Source organism: Rhizobium sp. G187, assembly GCF_051549525.1.
Lineage (GTDB): Bacteria > Pseudomonadota > Alphaproteobacteria > Rhizobiales > Rhizobiaceae > Allorhizobium.
The window spans coordinates 240,498-260,356 of the sequence record NZ_JBPUGM010000004.1 but is presented as its reverse complement, the minus strand read 5'-3'; the positions used below and the strand labels follow the sequence as shown (position 1 = coordinate 260,356).

The 19,859-nt window shown below is 60.3% G+C and carries 18 protein-coding genes and 1 pseudogene; 11 read left to right on the top strand and 8 right to left on the bottom strand.

Going from position 1 to position 19,859, the window contains the following annotated elements:
- Position 1 precedes the first annotated feature (1 nt).
- The 5 genes from kdpC to ACSV9I_RS13740 are packed head-to-tail and all read right to left on the bottom strand — an operon-like array spanning position 2 to position 4,607.
- On the bottom strand, positions 2–571 hold the full coding sequence (gene kdpC, locus ACSV9I_RS13760; RefSeq protein ID WP_438329363.1) for a potassium-transporting ATPase subunit KdpC: 570 nt from the start codon (positions 569–571) through the stop codon (positions 2–4).
- A gap of 2 nt (positions 572–573) precedes the next feature.
- The gene (gene kdpB, locus ACSV9I_RS13755) at positions 574–2,610 is read right to left on the bottom strand and encodes a potassium-transporting ATPase subunit KdpB (RefSeq protein WP_438329362.1); all 2,037 of its coding nucleotides are present in this window, start codon (positions 2,608–2,610) and stop codon (positions 574–576) included.
- 10 nt (positions 2,611–2,620) lie between these two features.
- Positions 2,621–4,330 carry a potassium-transporting ATPase subunit KdpA gene (gene kdpA / locus ACSV9I_RS13750; protein WP_438329360.1) on the bottom strand — a complete coding sequence of 570 codons (1,710 nt, stop codon included), beginning with the start codon at positions 4,328–4,330 and terminating at the stop codon, positions 2,621–2,623.
- Positions 4,331–4,344: 14 nt separating this feature from the next.
- Entirely contained in the window at positions 4,345–4,431 is an 87-nt protein-coding gene (kdpF, locus tag ACSV9I_RS13745; protein WP_438329656.1) for a K(+)-transporting ATPase subunit F, read from the bottom strand.
- Between the two features lie 11 nt (positions 4,432–4,442).
- Complete coding sequence (locus ACSV9I_RS13740; protein WP_438329358.1) at positions 4,443–4,607, bottom strand: hypothetical protein; 165 nt, start codon at positions 4,605–4,607, stop codon at positions 4,443–4,445.
- 390 nt (positions 4,608–4,997) lie between these two features.
- Here ACSV9I_RS13740 and ACSV9I_RS13735 point away from each other — a divergent pair, with 390 nt between their 5' ends.
- The 4 genes and pseudogenes from ACSV9I_RS13735 to ACSV9I_RS13720 all read left to right on the top strand — a co-directional run bounded on the left by ACSV9I_RS13735 (position 4,998) and on the right by ACSV9I_RS13720 (position 8,016).
- Positions 4,998–6,017 (top strand): sulfate ABC transporter substrate-binding protein, encoded by a 1,020-nt coding sequence (locus tag ACSV9I_RS13735; RefSeq protein WP_438329356.1) that lies wholly within the window; start codon positions 4,998–5,000, stop codon positions 6,015–6,017.
- Between the two features lie 270 nt (positions 6,018–6,287).
- A complete protein-coding gene (locus ACSV9I_RS13730; RefSeq protein WP_438329354.1) occupies positions 6,288–6,488 on the top strand; it encodes a hypothetical protein in 201 nt (66 codons plus the stop codon).
- A gap of 41 nt (positions 6,489–6,529) precedes the next feature.
- Positions 6,530–7,071, top strand: a pseudogene (locus ACSV9I_RS13725) (flavin reductase family protein).
- Between the two features lie 66 nt (positions 7,072–7,137).
- Positions 7,138–8,016: an acyl-CoA dehydrogenase family protein gene (locus tag ACSV9I_RS13720; protein WP_438329352.1), complete on the top strand. Its 879-nt coding sequence runs from the start codon at positions 7,138–7,140 to the stop codon at positions 8,014–8,016.
- Positions 8,017–8,105: 89 nt separating this feature from the next.
- On the opposite strand, the gene ACSV9I_RS13715 is transcribed toward ACSV9I_RS13720, so the two are convergent.
- On the bottom strand, positions 8,106–8,555 hold the full coding sequence (locus ACSV9I_RS13715) for an RrF2 family transcriptional regulator (RefSeq protein WP_054158090.1): 450 nt from the start codon (positions 8,553–8,555) through the stop codon (positions 8,106–8,108).
- A gap of 266 nt (positions 8,556–8,821) precedes the next feature.
- Here ACSV9I_RS13715 and cysT point away from each other — a divergent pair, with 266 nt between their 5' ends.
- The 3 genes from cysT to ACSV9I_RS13700 are packed head-to-tail and all read left to right on the top strand — an operon-like array spanning position 8,822 to position 11,574.
- A complete protein-coding gene (cysT, locus tag ACSV9I_RS13710; protein ID WP_438329350.1) occupies positions 8,822–9,673 on the top strand; it encodes a sulfate ABC transporter permease subunit CysT in 852 nt (283 codons plus the stop codon).
- Complete coding sequence (cysW, locus tag ACSV9I_RS13705) at positions 9,663–10,526, top strand: sulfate ABC transporter permease subunit CysW (RefSeq protein ID WP_438329348.1); 864 nt, start codon at positions 9,663–9,665, stop codon at positions 10,524–10,526. Before cysT ends, cysW begins: the two co-directional genes overlap by 11 nt.
- A 13-nt stretch (positions 10,527–10,539) precedes the next feature.
- Complete coding sequence (locus tag ACSV9I_RS13700) at positions 10,540–11,574, top strand: sulfate/molybdate ABC transporter ATP-binding protein (protein ID WP_438329346.1); 1,035 nt, start codon at positions 10,540–10,542, stop codon at positions 11,572–11,574.
- A 3-nt stretch (positions 11,575–11,577) separates the two neighbouring features.
- On the opposite strand, the gene ACSV9I_RS13695 is transcribed toward ACSV9I_RS13700, so the two are convergent.
- Positions 11,578–13,032: an FAD/NAD(P)-binding protein gene (locus tag ACSV9I_RS13695; protein ID WP_438329344.1), complete on the bottom strand. Its 1,455-nt coding sequence runs from the start codon at positions 13,030–13,032 to the stop codon at positions 11,578–11,580.
- 196 nt (positions 13,033–13,228) lie between these two features.
- A complete protein-coding gene (hutC, locus tag ACSV9I_RS13690) occupies positions 13,229–13,963 on the bottom strand; it encodes a histidine utilization repressor (protein WP_438329342.1) in 735 nt (244 codons plus the stop codon).
- A gap of 135 nt (positions 13,964–14,098) precedes the next feature.
- Here hutC and ACSV9I_RS13685 point away from each other — a divergent pair, with 135 nt between their 5' ends.
- From ACSV9I_RS13685 to hutH, 4 genes are all read left to right on the top strand, one after another.
- Entirely contained in the window at positions 14,099–15,469 is a 1,371-nt protein-coding gene (locus ACSV9I_RS13685) for a formimidoylglutamate deiminase (protein ID WP_438329340.1), read from the top strand.
- Between the two features lie 131 nt (positions 15,470–15,600).
- Complete coding sequence (locus ACSV9I_RS13680) at positions 15,601–17,109, top strand: HAL/PAL/TAL family ammonia-lyase (RefSeq protein WP_438329339.1); 1,509 nt, start codon at positions 15,601–15,603, stop codon at positions 17,107–17,109.
- Entirely contained in the window at positions 17,106–18,326 is a 1,221-nt protein-coding gene (hutI, locus tag ACSV9I_RS13675; RefSeq protein WP_438329338.1) for an imidazolonepropionase, read from the top strand. Before ACSV9I_RS13680 ends, hutI begins: the two co-directional genes overlap by 4 nt.
- Positions 18,323–19,858, top strand: coding sequence for a histidine ammonia-lyase (gene hutH, locus ACSV9I_RS13670; protein ID WP_438329336.1), 1,536 nt, complete (start codon positions 18,323–18,325; stop codon positions 19,856–19,858). Before hutI ends, hutH begins: the two co-directional genes overlap by 4 nt.
- The last annotated feature ends 1 nt before the right edge of the window (position 19,859 follow it).

The following is a 19,859-nucleotide window of genomic DNA, read 5'->3' as shown; positions in this document are numbered from 1 at the left end:
CTCATCTGTTCAGGGCATCGAGCGCCAGATTGAGCTCTAGCACATTGACTCGGGCTTCGCCGATAACGCCGAAGTCGGGTTTTTCGATCGTCTGCTCGACGAGTGTTGCAACGACTGCCGGCTGGAGATCCCTCGCCTGCGCCACGCGCGTCACCTGCGCTTCTGCAAAGGCGGGCGAGATATGCGGGTCGAGGCCGGAGCCGGAGGTGGTGACGGCATCGCCTGGTACCGGCTGCGCGATGCCGGTTGCGGTCAGCCGTGCGACATCGGCCGCCACGCGCTCCTTCAGCTTGACCGAGGTCGTGCCGAGGTTGGAGCCGGAGGAGGCTGCTGCGTTATAGGAGTCTGGCCCCGTTGCCGAAGGGCGTGGCCAGAAATACCGGTCGGAGGTGAAATTCTGACCGATCAGGTTTGAGCCGATAACCTTGCCGTCGCGTTCGATCAGGCTGCCATTGGCTTGGGCCGGCATGACAGCCTGGGCAATTCCGTTGATCGCCAAGGGATAGGCGAGACCGGTGAGTGCGGTCATGGCAATGACGAGGGTGAGTGCGGGTCTGATATGGTTGAGCATGATTACACCAGATGAAGAGCGCTGACGGCGATGTCGATGACCTTGATCCCGGCAAAGGGAAGGATCAGGCCGCCGACGCCGTAGACCAGAAGGTTGCGACGAAGGAGTGCGGCAGCACCGGATGGACGGTAAGCCACGCCTTTCAATGCCAGCGGGATCAGCGCCACGATGATCAGCGCGTTGAAGATGACGGCAGACAGGATGGCCGATTGCGGTGACGTCAGCCCCATGATGTTGAGGGCTTCAAGCGCCGGATAGGTTGCAACGAAGAGCGCCGGGATAATGGCGAAGTATTTGGCCACATCATTGGCGATCGAAAACGTCGTGAGCGACCCGCGCGTCATCAGAAGCTGCTTGCCAATCTCGACGATCTCGATGAGCTTGGTTGGGCTGGAATCGAGGTCGACCATATTGGCGGCCTCGCGGGCGGCCTGGGTGCCGGTCTGCATGGCGACACCGACATCCGCCTGGGCAAGTGCCGGGGCATCATTGGTGCCGTCACCGCACATGGCGATCAGGCGACCGCCCTGCTGCTCGCGGCGGATATAGGCGAGCTTGTCCTCGGGTGTGGCCTGGGCGAGGAAATCATCGACGCCGGCTTCCGAGGCAATGGCGGCGGCCGTGACCGGGTTGTCGCCTGTGACCATGACGGTGCGAATGCCCATGGCGCGAAGGGCCGCGAAGCGTTCCTTGATGCCGGGCTTGACCACGTCCTTGAGGTGGATGACGCCGAGCAGGCGGTCACCATCGGCGACGCCGAGCGGCGTGCCACCGGTGCGGGCGACCTGGTCGACGGCGCGGCGGAATTCGGCCGGCGCGTCCTGTTCAGTGAGACCGGCGAACTTCAGCACCGCATCGACGGCACCCTTGCGCAGACGGCGCGACCCGATATCGACGCCGGAGAGACGGGTTTCGGCGGTGAAACCGATGACGGCGTCGAACTCGGCCTTCGGCATGGGCACGCCGAATTCGCCTGTCGCCAGTGCCACGACGGAGCGGCCCTCAGGCGTTTCGTCGGACAGCGAGGCGATGAGTGCTGCTTCCGCAAGTTCTGTGGCTGTGACACCGGGAGCGGCGAGGAAGTCGCTGGCCATGCGGTTGCCGAAGGTGATGGTGCCCGTCTTGTCGAGGAGCAGCGTGTCGACGTCACCCGCGGCTTCGACGGCGCGGCCGGAAGTGGCGATCACGTTGAAGCGCACCAGGCGATCCATGCCGGCAATGCCGATGGCCGAGAGCAGGCCGCCGATCGTGGTCGGGATGAGTGTGACCAGCAGAGCTGCCAGGACCGTGACCGAAAGCACGGTGCCGGAATAGCCGGCAAGGCCCCAGATGGCGACGCAGACGAAGAGGAAGATCAACGTCAGGCCTGAGAGCAGGATCGAGAGTGCGATCTCGTTCGGCGTCTTCTGGCGCTGGGCGCCTTCGATCAGCGCGATCATGCGATCGACGAAGGAGGAGCCAGGCTGGACGGTGATCTTGATCCTGATCTCGTCTGACAGCACCTGCGTGCCGCCTGTCACCGCCGAGCGGTCACCACCGGATTCGCGGATGACGGGGGCGGATTCGCCGGTAATGGCGCTTTCGTTGACCGAGGCGACACCCTCGATCACTTCGCCATCGCCGGGGATGAGTTCACCAGCCGCAACCAGCACGATGTCGCCGACCTTAAGACTGGAAGCCGGGATGGTTTCCGTCTTGCCGTTGGCGGCAAGACGACGGGCGACGAGTTCGGACTTGGTCTTCTTCAGGCTGTCGGCCTGGGCGCGGCCACGGCCCTCGGCCACGGCTTCGGCGAAGGTGGCGAAGAGCACGGTGAACCAGAGCCAGGCGGCGATCTGGCCGGAGAAGCCGGCCTCGCCCGGATTTTGGGCGAGGTCGCGGATGAAGATGATCGTCACGACGATGGCGACGATCTCGGTCACGAAGATGACCGGGTTGCGCAGGAGCTTGCGCGGATCGAGTTTGACGACGGCATCGCGCATCGCCGGAAACAGGATTGCAGGGTCGAGAAGACCGGGAGCCTTGTGGTCTTTTGACATGGTGGGTCCTTTAGAAGGTCTGGCCAGCGAGCATGGCGAAGTGTTCGACGATGGGGCCGAGCACCAGTGCGGGCAGGAATTGCAGGCCGCCGAGAATGAGGATGATGCCGATCAGCAGGCCGACGAAGAGCGGGCCGTCGGTCGGGAAGGTGCCGGCAGAGGCCGGCGACTTCACCTTGGCGGCGAGCGATCCAGCGATTGCCATGACCGGCACGACATAGGCGAAGCGGCCAAGCAGCATGGCGATGCCAAGCGTGGTGTTGTACCAGACCGTATTGCCGGTCAGGCCCCCGAAAGCCGAGCCGTTGTTGCCGGCAGCCGACGTATAGGCATAGAGGATTTCCGACAGACCGTGCGGGCCAGCGGTGCCGACGCTTGCCACCGCAAAGGGCAGCATGGCCGAGACGGATGTGAAGCCGAGGATGACCAGCGGCAGGATGAGCACGGCGAGCATCGCAAACTTCATCTCGCGGCCTTCGATCTTCTTGCCGAGGAATTCCGGCGTGCGCCCGACCATCAGGCCGGCGACGAAGACGGAGAGAATTGCGAAGACCAGCATGCCGTAGAGACCCGAGCCGACACCGCCGGGGAGCACTTCACCGAGCTGGATGAGGAACATCGGAACGAGACCGCCTAAGCCCGTGAACGAGCCGTGCATGCCGTTGACGCCACCATCGGAAAGACCGGTCGTTACCGCCGCATAGAGTGCTGTCATGGCCTGGCCGAAACGGACCTCCTTGCCTTCCATATTGCCGAGCGCCGGATCCACGCCGATCGCTGTCAGGATGGTGTTGCCCTGAGCTTCGGCCCAGTAGGTGACGGCGACGCCTGTGATCAGCAGAAATGCCATGGCCGAGATCAGTGCCCAGCCCTGACGGCGGTTTCCGACCATCTGGCCGAAGGTGAAAACCATGGCGGCCGAGATCGACAGCATGGCGAAGATGTTGAGATAGTTCGACCAAGCGGTCGGGTTCTCGAAGGGATGGGCAGCATTGACGTTGAAGAAGCCGCCGCCATTGGTGCCGAGCTGCTTGATCGCTTCCTGGGATGCGACCGGGCCGAGCGAGATCACCTGATTGGCGCCTTCGAGCGTTGTGGCCGTAACCGAGGCATCGAGCGTCTGGGGCAGGCCCATGGCGACGAAGGCGAGTGCAACGACGATGGCAAGCGGCAACAGCACGTAGAGCGTGGCTCTCGTCATATCGACCCAGAAGTTGCCGAGTGTGACAACCTTGGAGCGGGCGAGCGCGCGGGTAATGGCAACGGCAAGCGCCATGCCGGTCGCGGCCGAGAGGAAGTTCTGCACGGTGAGGCCGGCCATCTGAGAGAAATGGCTCATCGTCGTCTCACCGGCATAGTTCTGCCAGTTGGTGTTGGTGACGAAGGAGACGGCCGTGTTGAAGGCGAGATCCGAGGGCACGCCGGAGAAGCCTTGCGGGTTCAGCGGCAGATAGGCCTGCAGCCGCAGCATGGCGTAAAGCGCGAGGAAACCCGCGAGCGAAAAGGCGAGCATGGCAAGGGTATAGCCGAGCCAGCTCTGCTCCTTCTCGGGGTTGATGCCGCTCACCCGGTAAAGGTCACGCTCCACACGACCGAGCACGGGAGACAAAAAGGTCCGCTCGCCGGAAAACACCCGCGCCATGTAGAGGCCGAGTGGTTTGATGACGAGGAGGACGGCGAGGAAGAGAAGGCTGATCTGCAGCCATCCGACTGTTGTCATGGCTTTGCTCCCGATCAGAAACGCTCGGGACGCAGCAGCGTCACGACGAGGTAGATGCCAAGGGTGATGGCGACGGCGAGGCCGAAAAGAGGTTCAAGCATCTGCGCGCCCCTCAAAGCCGGTCAAGCGCGCGGGCATAAAGAGCGAGCACGAGAAGCGTGCCTGCGCCGAGCGCGATGAAGATGAAGTCGGACATGTCCGTTTCTCCTGTTGATACCGACAGAGGATTAAGGGCGCTTCGGGTCAGGCTTCGATTGCGAAGTGATGGGGCTGGCATAAGGAAAACATAAGGGCCTGCCGGGCCCGGCAATGCGCATGCAGGAGATCGATGCCGGCGGTGTGCGACTGCCTCACTATGCCTTTGATCGTCGCCTGAAAGTGACAAGCTAGGCGGGAGGGGCCCAGCCGCTGCCGCTCCAGAAAAGCTGACTCACGCTTTATCTGGTTTGAAATTCAATGCTCAAATTCTGAATTTCGAGCGATAATCTTGGAATTTAGTTCTGTCGAAATAAGCGTTTTGGGTCATGATTGCCAACGCCGCTTTGTTCGCTCGAAAAGGTTGCCAAGATCGCCATGGAAAGGAAATCAGATTTTCTTATTTCATCCATTCAATTGATTATTTCTACCATTTTTATAGGCTTTATCTATCCAGAATGGAGGACGATAAATGTCTCTGATATCGAAAAGTATCGCTACAGCCCTAAGCCTTGGTCTCGTCTTGTCAACTTTCGCGCCAGGGTTTGCCCAGACGACACTGCTCAACGTGTCGTATGATCCGACACGCGAGTTCTACAAGGAATTCAACGAAGCCTTTGCCAAGCACTGGAAGGCCGAGACAGGCGAGGACGTGAGTGTTCAGCAGTCGCATGGTGGCTCCGGCAAGCAGGCGCGCGCAGTCATTGATGGTCTCGACGCCGATGTCGTCACGCTGGCCCTCGAAGGCGACATTAATGCCATCGTGAAGGAGACCGGCAAGATCAAGGAAGACTGGCGTGGCCGGCTGGAGAACAACTCCTCGCCTTACACCTCGACGATTGTCTTCCTGGTTCGCAAGGGCAATCCGAAGGGCATCCAGAACTGGGGCGACCTGGTCAAGGGAGATGTCCAGATCGTCACGCCGAACCCCAAGACCTCAGGTGGTGCTCGTTGGAATTATCTCGCTGCCTGGGCCTGGGCCAATGAGGAATTCGGCGGCGATCAAGAGAAGATCAAGGCGTATATCGGTGATCTCTACAAGCGTGCACCGGTTCTCGATACAGGTGCTCGCGGCTCGCTAACGAGCTTTGCTCAACGTCAGATCGGCGATGTCCTCCTCGCATGGGAAAACGAAGCCTATCTCGCGGGTCAGGAATTCGGTGCTGATGCCTTCGACATCGTCGTTCCTCCGATCTCCATTCTGGCCGAACCGCCGGTGACGGTTGTCGATGGCAATGTCGATGCCAAGGGGTCGCGCAAGCAGGCGGAAGCCTACCTCGCCTATCTCTACTCAGAGGAAGGGCAGAACCTTGCAGCAAAGCACTTCTACCGGCCTGCAAAGCGCGACCTGGTCAAGCCTGATCTCCTGAAGCAGCTTCCGGACATCAAGCTGGTCTCTATTGACGATCCGCTCTTCGGTGGCTGGAAGAAGGTGCAGCCTGAACACTTCGGCGACGGCGGCATCTTCGACCAGATCTACAAGCCGCGCTGATCTTCCTGGCTTCGCGAAAACCCGCATCGTCGTTCCGCTGCGGGTTTTCCATCTCGGGGAACGCATCGTTCTCTGCGCATGTCTGCGGCTCTCTAACAAACAGGCAAGCGCAAACCAATGTAGATCCCGTGTTCTAAACATGGGCATCAAAAGCGAACCAATTTACCGGGTCGCCGCATAATATAGAACACTAATTTGGTAGAATATATTGACTGATTGCCGGCGTCAGCCGACACTGTGATAATCCTGTGAAGAAGAAGGGGTCAGGACATGCCTATCGGCTTCAATTTGTTTTCGTTCGATTTTTTCGAAGCATTCCGGAGAGGCCGGCAAAAGGAAATCGAAATGGAGATTGTAAATGTTGCATCCCGTTCTGCTGCAAGAGCCAATGACAAAAACGGAGATGAGCGTTCCCGCGATCAGGTCAACGCTCACGCCTTATGGGGTCTCGGTTATTATCCGGTTCTATGAAGCGCGCCCGCCAGTCTTCCCTCGATCATGAAAGATCCAAGATGTCGAATCCTAGCGCCCAATTTCTCAACGGAAGGGGCGATTACCGAGAAGCCAATGCCCCGGAAATCGACCCGCTAGTGTTAAAGGCCGCATTGCGGCAGCTTACTGGAGGCGTCACCATCCTCACGACAGGCTCTGATGCTCAACGAACCGGGGCCACGGTGACATCGGCGACGGCACTGTCCGTGCATCCGCCCCGGATGCTGGTCTCGCTGAACAAGAGCTCCTCAACTTGGCCTGTCTTGCAGATGAGCGGCACATTCGCCATCAATATAGCCGGAACGCGGCATCGGCAGCTGGCAGATCAGTTCGCTGGTCTTGGTGACTGAAGGGCGCGGACCGCTACAATGGTGGTTCTTGGACCCGCCTGGTTTCGGGCGCGCCCATTCTAGAGGATGCTGTTGCCGCCATCGATTGCGAACTCGAGGAGGCGATCGAAAGATACAGCCATGTGCTGGTCATCGGGCGTGTTCTGGCGATCCGGTCTGGCATTGGGGTTTCGCTCGCCTATGTGGATGGTGGATACCGCGTCCTGGACTGACTGAATGACGATCACGCGGATCGATGTTGAGCTCCTTCAACTGGTCTTGCCATGAGGGCTGAAGGCATGGGCACTATTACGCAGATCAGCGAAAAGCTGCGGCCTGTTCCGCAGCAACTGGTTTCTGAAGATCAGGCCCGAGTGTCGATCTCGGATCTTGCAGCCATTCCGGCTGAGCCGACTGCCTTGCTGGAGTTCATTTCCAAGCGTGGTCTGCTGGCAATTTCCGTCCCGGATGATTTTGGCGGTGCAGACCTTTCCAATGAACTGATGGCCGATCTTTTGATGGCGATCGCGGAAAGGTCGGCGCTGGCTGCCGTGCGTGCTGCATCTCACTTTGTTGCATTGGAGTTGGTCCGGACATCTGGCAGCGTTGAACAGCGGCGCGCGATCTATAGCCGTGTGCTTCTGGGAGAGCGGCTGGCGCATGTCGGTTTTCACCTGCCGGATATCGAGAGCTTTGCACACGGTCTCGCTCTCGGTATCTCTCTGCCCAGCAGCGCGGTTCCCTCTTTGGAACAGGACTGGACAATCCTGCCTCTTTTGAACCCGGATGGCCGACGCGGAATTGCGATCCTTTCGGCCGAAAGTCTGCGCCCTTTTCCAGAGACGGCCTCAACCTTGCGTCTCGCCGGGGATCATTTTCTTTTGCTGGGCGAGAGTGCGGAACGCCTGGCTACAGCCTTGGGCGTGGTTCTGGACGCTGCAATGACTCGAGCCTTTCTATGTTCTGCAAAAGCCGGCGAGGATGGGTTTCAGCTTCCAGGAAGGACAGATGCAGGCGATGTTTGGAATGAGTTGCTCGCCGCCATGATTACGCGCCTGGCGGGTGTCATCGACGGACTGCAGGTTGGAGCAACCACGGTCAATATCAGCAAGCTGGAGACCGCTGAGGCTGCTCTCAGGGCGCTCAATCTCCGGGCGCGTGAGGGGCGTGCGTTCTAGACAACAGGTCTGATCTTCGCATCTGCAGCCGCCCTTTTGCCTACAGCCCATCTGGTGGGCTGGGCTGCCGAGCGTCTTGAACCTGTCGTCTATTCGCCGGCGATTAATTTACTCGGGGCGGCCTGATCCTTGGCAACGAACTCGGCAAGGGTCATGTTGTCCAAAATTGTCGCAATGGCATCTCTGACCTCAGTCATCGAGATGCGCACCTGGCAAGTCTCCGGCTCTTTGCAATCGTCACAGGTTTCGAACGCGGTGCGGCTGGCGCAACGGATGGGCGCGAGGGGACCGTCAAGTGTACGAATGACCTGACCAATCATGATTTCTGTCGGTGGCTTCGATAGCGAGTAACCGCCATTCGGCCCCTTCTTGGATCTGAGGATCCCTGTGTTGCGGAGTTCCAGGAGAATGGTATCGAGAAATTTCTTTGGAATATTGTTGCGAATGGCGATTTCCGTAACGAATGCGGTTTCGCCTTGTCCCAGGCGCGCAAGATCGACCAGAGCCTTCAGCCCGTATTTGCCTTTTTTGGTGAGCATGAGATCGCCTGCAGGTTGGGATATTTTGAGAAATGTATCATTTCCCATTTTCTAAATAGTTTTTGAGAGCTTTTTTCACAAGTGCCATTCACCGGAGGCGCTACCATCTCCTGGGCTTTCTCGGGCTATGACCGATATGCCGGTTAATAAATTCTACAAATTCAATAGAAAAGAAAAGTTTTGCCTTTTCTCTCCCCATGCACTCGTTTTGAATATGCGGGACAAGCCGCACAGGCAGCAGTTCAGGGATAAGGCAGGGGAAGCGGATGAAGAGTGCGACCAAAAGTGCATGGCGGCAGCCGAGCATATTGCCCGGTTTCGGCCTGACGTTGGGTTACACGCTCGTCTATCTCACGCTGATCATCCTCATTCCGCTCACAGCCCTTGTGATCCGGGCAAGCTCTCTCGGATTTGCGGATTTTTACGCGATCCTCATGGATGAACGCACGCTCCTGGCCCTTCGCATATCTTTCGGAGCCGCGCTGATTGCCGCCATGGTCAATGTCGTCTTTGGTGTTCTCGTCGCCTGGGTGCTGGTGCGCTATGATTTTCCGGGACGCCGGCTTCTGGATGCCATCGTCGATCTGCCGTTTGCCCTACCAACGGCCGTTGCCGGTATCGCGCTGGCGGCTCTCTATGCAAATAATGGCTGGATTGGAGCGCTGTTCGCCCCACTCGGCATCAAGATCGCCTTTACCCCTGCCGGCATTGTCGTTGCCTTGATTTTTATCGGGCTGCCCTTCGTCGTTCGCACGGTACAGCCTGTGATGGAAGAGCTCGACCGGGAGGTCGAGGAAGCCGCCGCCACGCTCGGCGCCAATCGCTTCCAGACGATCCGCATGGTGGTCTTGCCCGCGCTGACCCCAGCCATTCTCACGGGCTTCGCGCTCGCCTTCGCGCGTGCCGTTGGCGAATATGGCTCCGTCATCTTCATCGCCGGCAACATTCCCTATGTCTCGGAGATTGCGCCGCTCCTCATCGTCATCCGTCTGGAAGAATTCAATTATGCAGGTGCGACGGCCATTGCAGCGATCATGCTGATCATCTCGTTTGCGATGCTGTTTCTAATCAATCTGCTGCAGGCCTGGAGCCGCCGGAGGTTCACCAATGTCCGCTGATCTCCGTCCAAGATTTCGCGATCCCGCGAGCGAGGCTCCGTTTGCGCGTTTCGTCCTGATTGCGATCGCCGTCGTCTTCATGGCCGTGATCCTGCTTCTGCCGCTGCTGCTTGTCTTTATTGAAGCATTTCGGCGCGGTGTGCCGGCCTTCTTCGAGGCGCTCGTCGAGCCGGACACGCTGTCTGCCATACGGCTGACACTGACGGTTGCGGCGATCGCGGTGCCATTGAACCTGGTCTTCGGCGTATCGGCCGCCTGGGCAATCGCCAAGTTCGAGTTCCGCGGCAAGTCTTTCCTGACGACGCTGATCGATCTGCCGTTCTCGATCTCGCCGGTTATATCAGGTCTCGTCTATGTGCTGCTCTTCGGGGCCAACAGCTTCCTCGGGCCGTTCCTCAAGTCCTGGGGTATCGAGGTGCTCTTTGCGATCCCCGGCATCGTGCTTGCCACCGTCTTCGTGACGTTTCCGTTCGTGGCACGCGAACTGATTCCGCTTATGCAGGAGCAGGGAACGGGCGACGAGGAGGCGGCCTTGTCACTAGGTGCGTCCGGCTGGCAGACCTTCTTGTACGTGACCTTGCCGAACATCAAGTGGGGTCTGCTTTACGGCGTGCTGCTCTGCAATGCGCGCGCCATGGGCGAATTCGGCGCCGTCTCCGTCGTCTCCGGCCATATTCGCGGCCTCACCGAGACCATGCCCCTGCATGTCGAGGTTCTCTACAACGAATACAATTTTGTCGCGGCGTTCGCCGTATCGACCCTCCTGGCTCTCCTCGCGCTCGTGACGCTCGCGCTGAAGACGATCCTTGAGATCCGATACAGTGCCGAACTTTCCGGCACTCGCAAGCACTGAAAGGTTCCCCTCCATGGAAGTCGCGATCAAGAACATCAGGAAAGAGTTCGGCCAGTTTCCGGCGCTTCATGATGTTTCCCTATCCGTCAAGACGGGCGAACTCATTGCCCTTCTCGGACCGTCAGGTTCCGGCAAGACGACGCTTCTGCGTCTGATCGCAGGCCTTGAGCAGCCGACCGAGGGGCAGATTTTCTTCGGCGCCGAAGACGCGTCGCACAAGACGGTGCAGGACAGGCATGTCGGTTTCGTCTTCCAGCATTACGCGCTGTTCAAGCATATGACCGTTGCCGAGAATATCGGCTTTGGTTTGCGGGTGCGGCCGAAGGCGACGCGTCCCACAAGCGCCGAGATCAAGACGCGGGTTGCCGATCTTCTCGCCATGGTCCACCTCGAAGGTCTCGACAGGCGCTATCCCGCCCAGCTGTCCGGCGGTCAGCGTCAGCGTGTGGCGCTCGCCCGCGCCATGGCGATCGAGCCTTCCGTTCTGTTGCTCGACGAACCCTTCGGGGCGCTCGATGCCAAGGTCCGCAAGGACCTGCGCCGCTGGCTGCGCGAATTCCACGACCGCACCGGCCACACGACCTTTTTCGTCACTCATGACCAGGAAGAGGCGCTGGAACTCGCCGACCGCGTCGTTGTCATGAGCCAGGGTAAGGTCGAGCAGGTCGGTACTGCCGATGACGTCTATGACCGACCCAACTCCGCCTTCGTCTTCTCCTTTATCGGCGAATCCTCGCATCTGCCGGTCAAGGTTCAGGATGGGAATGTCATGTTCGAAGGAGCGGTCATTGCGCGAGCGGACCAGGAGGCGGATGGTGAAGGCCAGCTTTACTTCCGGCCGCAGGACGTTGAGCTCGCCGATGGCCCCGGCAGCATCGTCGGCACGGTGACCGCGCAGCGGCGTCTGGCGGGCACCCGGATTGCCGAACTCGATGTCTCGGGCGAGGGCCCTGCGCATCACATCGAGATCGAGATCCCGCTGAGCGCCGAAGTGGCCGTCGGTTCACCGCTGCGGTTCCAGCCGACGAAATGGCGGATTTTCCGCTAGGCCTCAGGCGCCGATTTCGATCGTTCTCGTTTGTTGCGTCGACCATCTGAGAAGATAGTCCACGATGGCGCTTGCCTGGGAGGCGATCTCGGGAACGCCGGTAATCTCGCCGAACCTGCCGCGGGTCAAAGGGCCGGCCACGACGATTGAAGGCTGCGGGTTGCCCCTGAGCGAGATTGCCCGGCAGAGATGATCGCAATCGATGCCAAGCCCCAGCCGGTCCGGCCTTAGTATGCCTTGATCCGCCAGGTTCTTGAGGAAGGGCTGGTAGTCCAGCACATTCGATTGATCCGGACCCGTTGCAACGATGATGCGGTCCACCTCAAGGGTTTCAGCTGTTCTTGTTATCCGCCGGGATAGGTCTACGCGGATCCTGTCGCCGTGAGAGCCGACTTTGGTCAGGCGACCGCTCAGAAACGTCACTGGAGCGTCGCCCACTTCGGTTTGTAACAGCGCTTCGATCTGTGGCGGCACTCGAAACCGGTGGACCTCATACCACCGCCGCAAGTGCCGCAGGACGCGTCTCTGCTCTTGCTGCGGCATTTGCATCCACAGGGTCTGGCCTTGATGTCTCAGGGCGTCCATGGCGCTTTGCCAGGGCACGCCGTCCCTTGTCAATTCGGCGACGACATCCCGGAACCGGCGCAAGACGGAGATGGCCGTTGGCTGTTCAAGCGTGAAATCTCCATAGGGCGAGAAGTCCCCGCGAGCGTGAGAGCGCGGCAGAAGGCCACTGCGCGACAGGATTGTGATTGGCCCCCTATGGTTTCGGGACTTCAGGCACGACAGGGCATCCAGCGCCGACAAGCCAGATCCGACGATGAGGATGGTTTCGTCAGTTGAGATCCGCTTGAGCCCGCCGATATCGCCCGCGGCAATACATTGTCCGGTCCGCATCAAATGTGTGGGGATCTGGAATGGGGTCTTGGCCGGTGCATGTCCCGTGGCGATAACGACGGCGTCGACCACCGTGGGTGTCCCGCTCTTCGTGAAAAGCGTCCAGCCTGCCGAGGTACGTTCCATTGAGACTACCTGTTCGCGAACATGGAGAACTCGTCCCGTCTCCATGTGCGGACGAAGCAGCTCGCCCATGAAATCCCCGAAATCGCTGCGCCTGGCGTAGATGCCGCTATCCGTGACTGCCGATACGTCGGCTGACAGACGTCCCGTTTTTTTCAGCCAGGCGGCAAACGCGCCGGGATCGCCAGGAACGGCTCGCATGCGATGCGCTGCGACATTCAGACGCAGGGATGGATCGGGAGCGGAATAGGCGAGGCCTGCCCCTAGTTCAGCCCTTGGTTCGAAGACAAGGATCTGGTCAATGCGCTCATGGGCTCGTTCAGCCAAATGCCGGGCGATGATGGCCCCCGTATAGCCGCCACCGATGATGGCCAATCTGGTCGTATTAGCGCCTCGGGCTCTTGGTGATTGGGCGATAGACATGGTGATGCGCAACATGATCATTCTCCCTATGATTTGTACACATAATAGGTAGAAATACTAAATTGTCCAGAATGTCAGATCCTACGATTTTCTGGTCGCGGACGTACGGACGCGCTCAGATGCAAAAGCCGATGCAAAAAACTTGATTGGGCAGCGCCGATCTATCTGTCGCGTTCCACAGGGGGGGGCGTCATGTGCGCCGCGATCGCTTTCAGGAACTGTTTTCCAGCCTGTATCGGCTGCCTGGATACAGAAGCCGCACTGATGTGACGATTCGGTCGGAGGACCATGTCCTGCGACGAATGAGAAGGCAGGGCTCTGCGCGCATGATCGCCAGATGCTTGCATTCCCATGGCTGCGGCAGCACGGCTTCCACGAATTGTTCCGTATGGGAAATAGGTGCGACGGTCGTCAAATATGCATTGGGCGTGGTGCTGTCGAAATCCTGCATCAGATAATCCGGCGCAACGGCCGGGTTGACGAAACGATCCTCCAGCTGGATCGGCAGGTCGTCCTCATGGTGCAGGATGACGGAGTGGAAGACCGGTGCGCCGACATCCATTTCCATGGCTTCTGCCAGATCGTGGCCACAGATCTCCGTCTGTGCGAGGATCACCAGTGCGGTATGTAATGCGCCACGCTCGGCAATCTCGTCGGCAATGTTACGCACGCCCATGAAAGGCGCGCTGCGCTTCTTCTTTGCCACGAAGGAGCCTCGACCCTTCACCCGAACGATGACGCCTTCCATCGCAAGCTCGCGCAAGGCGCGGTTGGCTGTCATTCGGCTGACATTCAGCGTGTCCGCAATCTCGTTTTCCGAAGGGATGCGATGATGAGCCGGCCATTCGCCGGTTTCGATGCGGTTCATTATGTCCGCTTTCAGACGCTGATAGATCGGAACCTCATGCAGGCCTGTGGCCTGAAGCGCCGTCTCTTTCTTCGTCATGCTCGCCTCTCCCCGTCTACCCTCATGTGCATACGAAATATGCATACGAAGGAAAGCGCAAAGTTTCCGCAAGGCCCCTTGCCGACCCGAAAATTCTCTGCCATCTTCCCTATACAACTTTGCAAGGCTATGCAAATGACCGCGTCGGAAACTCTTTTTTGTGAGCATATCCTGCTGCCGCAGGGCTGGGCATCCGACGTGTTGCTGACCTTTGGGGTCGATGGTGGCATTGCGGCGCTTGAGACGTCTGTAGAGGCCACACCGCAGACGGTCAAAGCCTCCGGGCCTGTCGTTCCAGCCTTGCCGAACCTGCATTCGCACGCATTTCAGCGCGCAATGGCCGGACTTGCCGAACTGGCGGGGTCGACGGAGGATAGTTTCTGGACCTGGCGCGACAGCATGTACAAGCTTGTGGCGCGCATGTCGCTTGATGACATCGAAGTCGTGGCTACAAAGTTGTATAGTGAACTACTTAAGGGTGGCTTTGGTCATGTGGTGGAGTTTCACTATTTTCATCAAGCAGGCGCGGACCGTCGTCTCGGCAATGCAGCGGATACCTCGCGGCGGATCCTGTCGGCGGCCAGGGGTGCGGGCATCGGCCTGACCCATCTTCCGGTCTTTTACGCCCATGCGGGTTTTGGCGGAACGGAACCGGGCGAGGGCCAGCGCCCCTTCATCCACACTGTCGATGGTTTCCTCGGTTTGCTGGATGCGTTGAGGCCCGATTGCGATGCCATGGGCGCGACGCTTGGTCTGGCGATCCATTCGCTGCGTGCGGCAACACCGGATGAAATGCGGGCGATTCTTGCTGCTGAAAAGACCGGCGGTCCAATCCATATCCATGTCGCTGAGCAGGAACGCGAGGTTGAAGACTGCCTTGCCTGGAGTGGACGCCGTCCGGTGGACTTCCTGCTCGACGAAATGCCGGTTGATGCGCGCTGGTGTGCGATCCACGCGACCCACATGACGCCGGAGGAAACGGCAAGGCTTGCCCGCTCCGGGGCGGTCGCGGGCCTTTGCCCGGCGACGGAAGCCAATCTCGGCGACGGCATTTTCCCGGCAACCGATTATCTCGCCCAAGGCGGTGTCTTCGGCATCGGTACGGATAGCCATGTTGCAACATCGGTTGCGGAAGAGCTTCGCCTGCTCGAATACGGACAGAGACTGCGCGACCGTCGCCGCAATCGGCTTGCAAGCGCTCCGGGCGCCTCGGTAGGCCGTACGATGTTCGATGCAGCCCTCAAGGGGGGCGCGCAGGCGGCCGGTTTGTCCGGCCATGGCATCCGGATCGGGGCCCGCGCCGATCTAGTCGTCCTTGATGGCAACAATCCATTCATCGGCGCTGCATCCGCCGACCAGATCCTCGACCGCTGGCTGTTCGCCGTCGGTGACGTCGCTGTGCGCGATGTGATGGTGGGCGGGCAATGGGTCGTCCGTGAGGGGCGCCATCGCGATGAAGAGGCCATCGACCGCCGTTTTCGCGACGTGCTTCAGAGGCTCGGATAGTCCTAAATCCGAGGTTGTCGACCAGCATATCAGCACGAGGGGTACTTTCATGCAGCATGTCAGTTTGAATGGTCTCCTGCTCGGGGCGGCGTGCAACGGGGTGCTCGGTGCAGGTGCCGAGGTGGCGCATCATGGTTGAGCAGATTGTTGTCGACGGACCTCTGACCTGGAGGGATATCGCCTCGATTGGCCAAGGGGCGTCGCTCGCGCTTTCTGAGGCCGCATGGGCGCGTGTTGCGAAGGCACGCGCCATTGTCGATGCTTTGGTCGAGCGCGAGATTCGTGGCTACGGCATCAATACCGGTGTCGGCGCATTGTGCGATGTCATCATCAGCCAGGAAGACCAGCAGGCCCTGTCGCGCAACATCATTCTCAGTCATGCCTGTGGCGTTGGTGAGCCACTTGGCAAGCCTGAAACGCGCGCCGTGATGGCAGCGCAGATTGCCAATTTTTCCCATGGCTATTCTGGTGTCAGCCCGTCGGTGGTTGAGACGCTTTTGGCGCTTCTCAATGGCGACATGCTGCCGGTCATCCCCTCGAAGGGATCGGTCGGCTATCTCACCCATGCGGCGGCCATCGGCCTCGTGCTGATCGGTGAGGGTGAATGCTGCCATGACGGCGGGTTGATTTCCGGGCGCGAGGCGCTCGGCCGGCTTGGCCTGGCGCCGCTTGTCCTGAAGGCCAAGGAAGGCCTCAGTCTCGTCAATGGTACCCCTTGCGCCACCGGTCTTGGCGCCTTGGCAGTGTCACGCCTTTCGCATTTGGCCGATTGGGCCGATGCCGCTGCTGCGATGACCTATGAAAACCTTGGTGCGCAGTCTGATCCGTTTGCCGAGATGCCGTTGGCGCTGCGTCACTCACCCGGACTTCAGCAGGTTGGCCGTAACCTACGCCATTGGCTGTCCGGCAGTGCGCTTCTTGCGCAATCGGGCGGCAGCCGCACCCAGGATCCGCTCAGCCTGCGGGCTGTGCCGCAGATCCATGGGGCGGTGCGTGATGCCTTGGCGCATGTTGCGGAGATCGTTGACCGGGAACTGGCGAGCGTCACCGACAACCCCGTGGTCGCCGGTTCGCCAGAGGCGCCCGAAGTGCATTCGCAGGCTCATGCGGTGGGGGCCGCTCTTGGCCTTGCCATGGACAGTCTTGGAACGGCTGCCGCAGAACTTGCGACGATTTCCGAACGGCGGATCGACCGGCTGGTCAACCCTTTGGTCAGTGGCCTGCCGGCCTTTCTCGCCTCCGGAAGCGGCGTCGCCTCCGGCTTCATGATCATCCAGTATACGGCCTCTGGGCTTGTTGCCGAAAACCGGCGGCTTGCTGCACCCGCCAGCCTCGATGGCGGCATCACCTCGGCCTTGCAGGAGGATATCCTCACCCATGCGACGCCGGCCGCCGACAAGGCGCTGGCGATCCTTGGCAACCTGCAGACCATTCTGGCCATTGAAGTGATGGCGGCGGCACAGGCTTATGATTTGCAGGCCGGTTCGGCGGAGAAGGCCTCTCGGACTGCAGCACTTTATGGCAAGGTCCGTGAAGCTGTTCCCTTCTATCGCGACGACCGGCCGCTCAATGTCGAGGTCGCCAAAGTGCGCGCGATGATCGCCGCCATTCCGGCCTCACTTCAGGAGGACGTGCGATGAAAACGCTTCTGCGGAATGCGAAGCTGGCGACGATGGCGCAGACCGAGCCCGGCCTCGGCATCATCGAAAACGGGGCAATCCTGATCGAAAATTGCCGGATCGCCTATGTTGGCGATGACGCAGGCATGCCAGAGGTCAAGGGTGCCACGGTGGTGGATTGCGAAGGTCGGTGGATTACGCCGGGCCTGATCGACTGCCACACGCATCTCGTCCATGCCGGCAACCGCGCCCGTGAATTCGAGATGCGTCTTGCCGGGGCAACCTATGAGGAAATCGCCCGGGCCGGCGGCGGCATCGTCTCATCGGTGCGGGAGGTTCGTGATGCCAGCGAAGCCGATCTTGTGGCCCAGACCCTGCCGCGCCTCGATGCCTTGATGGCGGAAGGGGTAACGACGGTCGAGGTGAAGTCCGGTTACGGCCTGACGGTTGCGGACGAGCTGAAGATGCTGCGGGCGGCCAGATCTCTGGGTGGGCAGCGTCAGGTCAATCTCACCACCACCTATCTCGGCGCCCATGCGACCCCGGTGGACTACAAGGGCCGCAATGGAGACTTCATTCGCGACGTGGTGCTGCCCGGGCTGGAGGCGGCCCATGGGGAAGGTCTGGTCGATGCGGTCGATGGATTCTGCGAAGGCATCGCCTTTTCGGTTGACGAGATGCGCGTCGTCTTCGATGCGGCAAAGGACCTGGGCCTGCCGGTGAAGCTGCATGCCGATCAGCTCTCCAATCTGCATGGGGCAGCCCTGGCCGCAGACTGCGGCGCTCTTTCCGCCGATCATCTGGAGTATACCGATCAGGAGGGAGCAGCGGCCATGACGCTGGCCGGCACTGTCGCTGTGCTTCTACCAGGCGCCTATTATTTCATCCGGGAAACGAAGAAGCCGCCGGTCGATCTGTTCCGCAAGCATGGGACGAAGATGGCGCTTGCCACAGATTGCAATCCCGGGACCTCGCCGCTGACCTCGCTGCTTTTGACGATGAACATGGGCGCGACGCTGTTTCACCTGACCGTCGAGGAATGCCTCGCCGGTGTCACGCGCGAGGCGGCCCGTGCGCTCGGGCGCCTCGATACGATCGGGACGATCGAGATCGGCAAGCAGGCGGATCTCGCCATCTGGAATATCGAGAGCCCGGCAGAGCTTGTCTATCGCATCGGTTTCAATCCGCTCCACCAACGGATCTGGAACGGGGAATTGACGGGAGGAAACCACGCATGACCATTACGCTTCATCCCGGCCGCGTCTCGCTGGCCGAACTGGCAACCATCTACTGGAACAGCGAAAGCGTCGTGCTCGACCGAAGCTTTGATGCCGGCATCGAACGCGCGGCTGCCCGCATAGCGGAGATCGCCGCCGGCAATGAGGCCGTTTATGGCATCAACACCGGGTTCGGAAAACTTGCATCTATCAAGATCGATGCGGCCGATACGGCAGTGCTGCAACGCAATCTGATCCTGTCGCATTGCTGCGGTGTCGGGCAACCGCTGCCGGATACGATCGTCCGCCTGATCATGGCGCTGAAGCTGATCTCGCTCGGGCGCGGCGCGTCCGGTGTGCGGCTCGAACTGGTGCGTTTGATCGAGGGCATGCTGGAAAAGGGTGTCACCCCACTGATCCCGGAAAAGGGGTCAGTTGGTGCGTCGGGCGATCTGGCGCCGCTGGCTCACATGGCGGCCGTGATGATGGGCGAGGCCGAAGCCTTTTATCAGGGAGAGCACCTGTCGGGTGGGGTGGCGCTCGAGCGTGCGGGCCTGACCCCTGTCGTGCTGGCTGCCAAGGAAGGGCTGGCGCTGATCAACGGCACGCAGGCCTCGACGGCGCTGGCGCTGGCCGGCCTGTTCCGCGCCCATCGGGCCGCGCAGGCGGCACTGATTACCGGTGCGTTGTCGACCGATGCGGCCATGGGCTCTTCGGCGCCTTTCACTGCAGATATCCACACATTGCGTGGCCACAAGGGCCAGATCGATACGGCGGCGTCCCTTCGCGGGTTGTTGGCGGGGTCGGTGATCCGGGAAAGCCACCTGCAGGGTGATGAGCGCGTTCAGGACCCCTATTGCATCCGCTGCCAGCCGCAGGTCGATGGCGCCTGTCTGGATCTTCTGCGCATGGCCGGCCGAACGCTTGAAATCGAGGCCAATGCGGTCACAGACAATCCGCTGGTGCTCTCCGACAACAGCGTGGTGTCCGGCGGCAATTTCCACGCCGAACCCGTTGCCTTTGCCGCTGACCAGATTGCCATCGCCGTTTGCGAAATCGGCGCGATTGCCCAGCGGCGCGTTGCACTGCTGGTTGATCCGGCGCTGTCTTATGGACTGCCGGCCTTTCTCGCCCGCAAGCCAGGCCTGAATTCCGGCCTGATGATTGCGGAAGTCACCTCGGCCGCGCTGATGAGCGAAAACAAGCAGATGGCGCATCCGGCTTCGGTGGACTCGACCCCGACATCGGCCAACCAGGAGGATCATGTCTCCATGGCCTGCCATGGCGCGCGTCGCTTGCTGCAAATGACCGAGAATCTGTTTGGCATCATCGGCATCGAGGCGCTCACGGCTGCGCAAGGCGTCGAGTTTCGTGCCCCGCTCGCCACGAGTCCTGAATTGCAGAAGGCGATCGATATGCTGCGCACGGTGGTGGCGACGCTTGATGAAGATCGCTTCATGGCGCCGGATTTGGCGGCTGCCAGTGCTTTGGTGGCGGATGGGACGCTGGTTTCCAGCGTTTCGGATGGCTTGTTACCGGGACTGGATGGTTGAG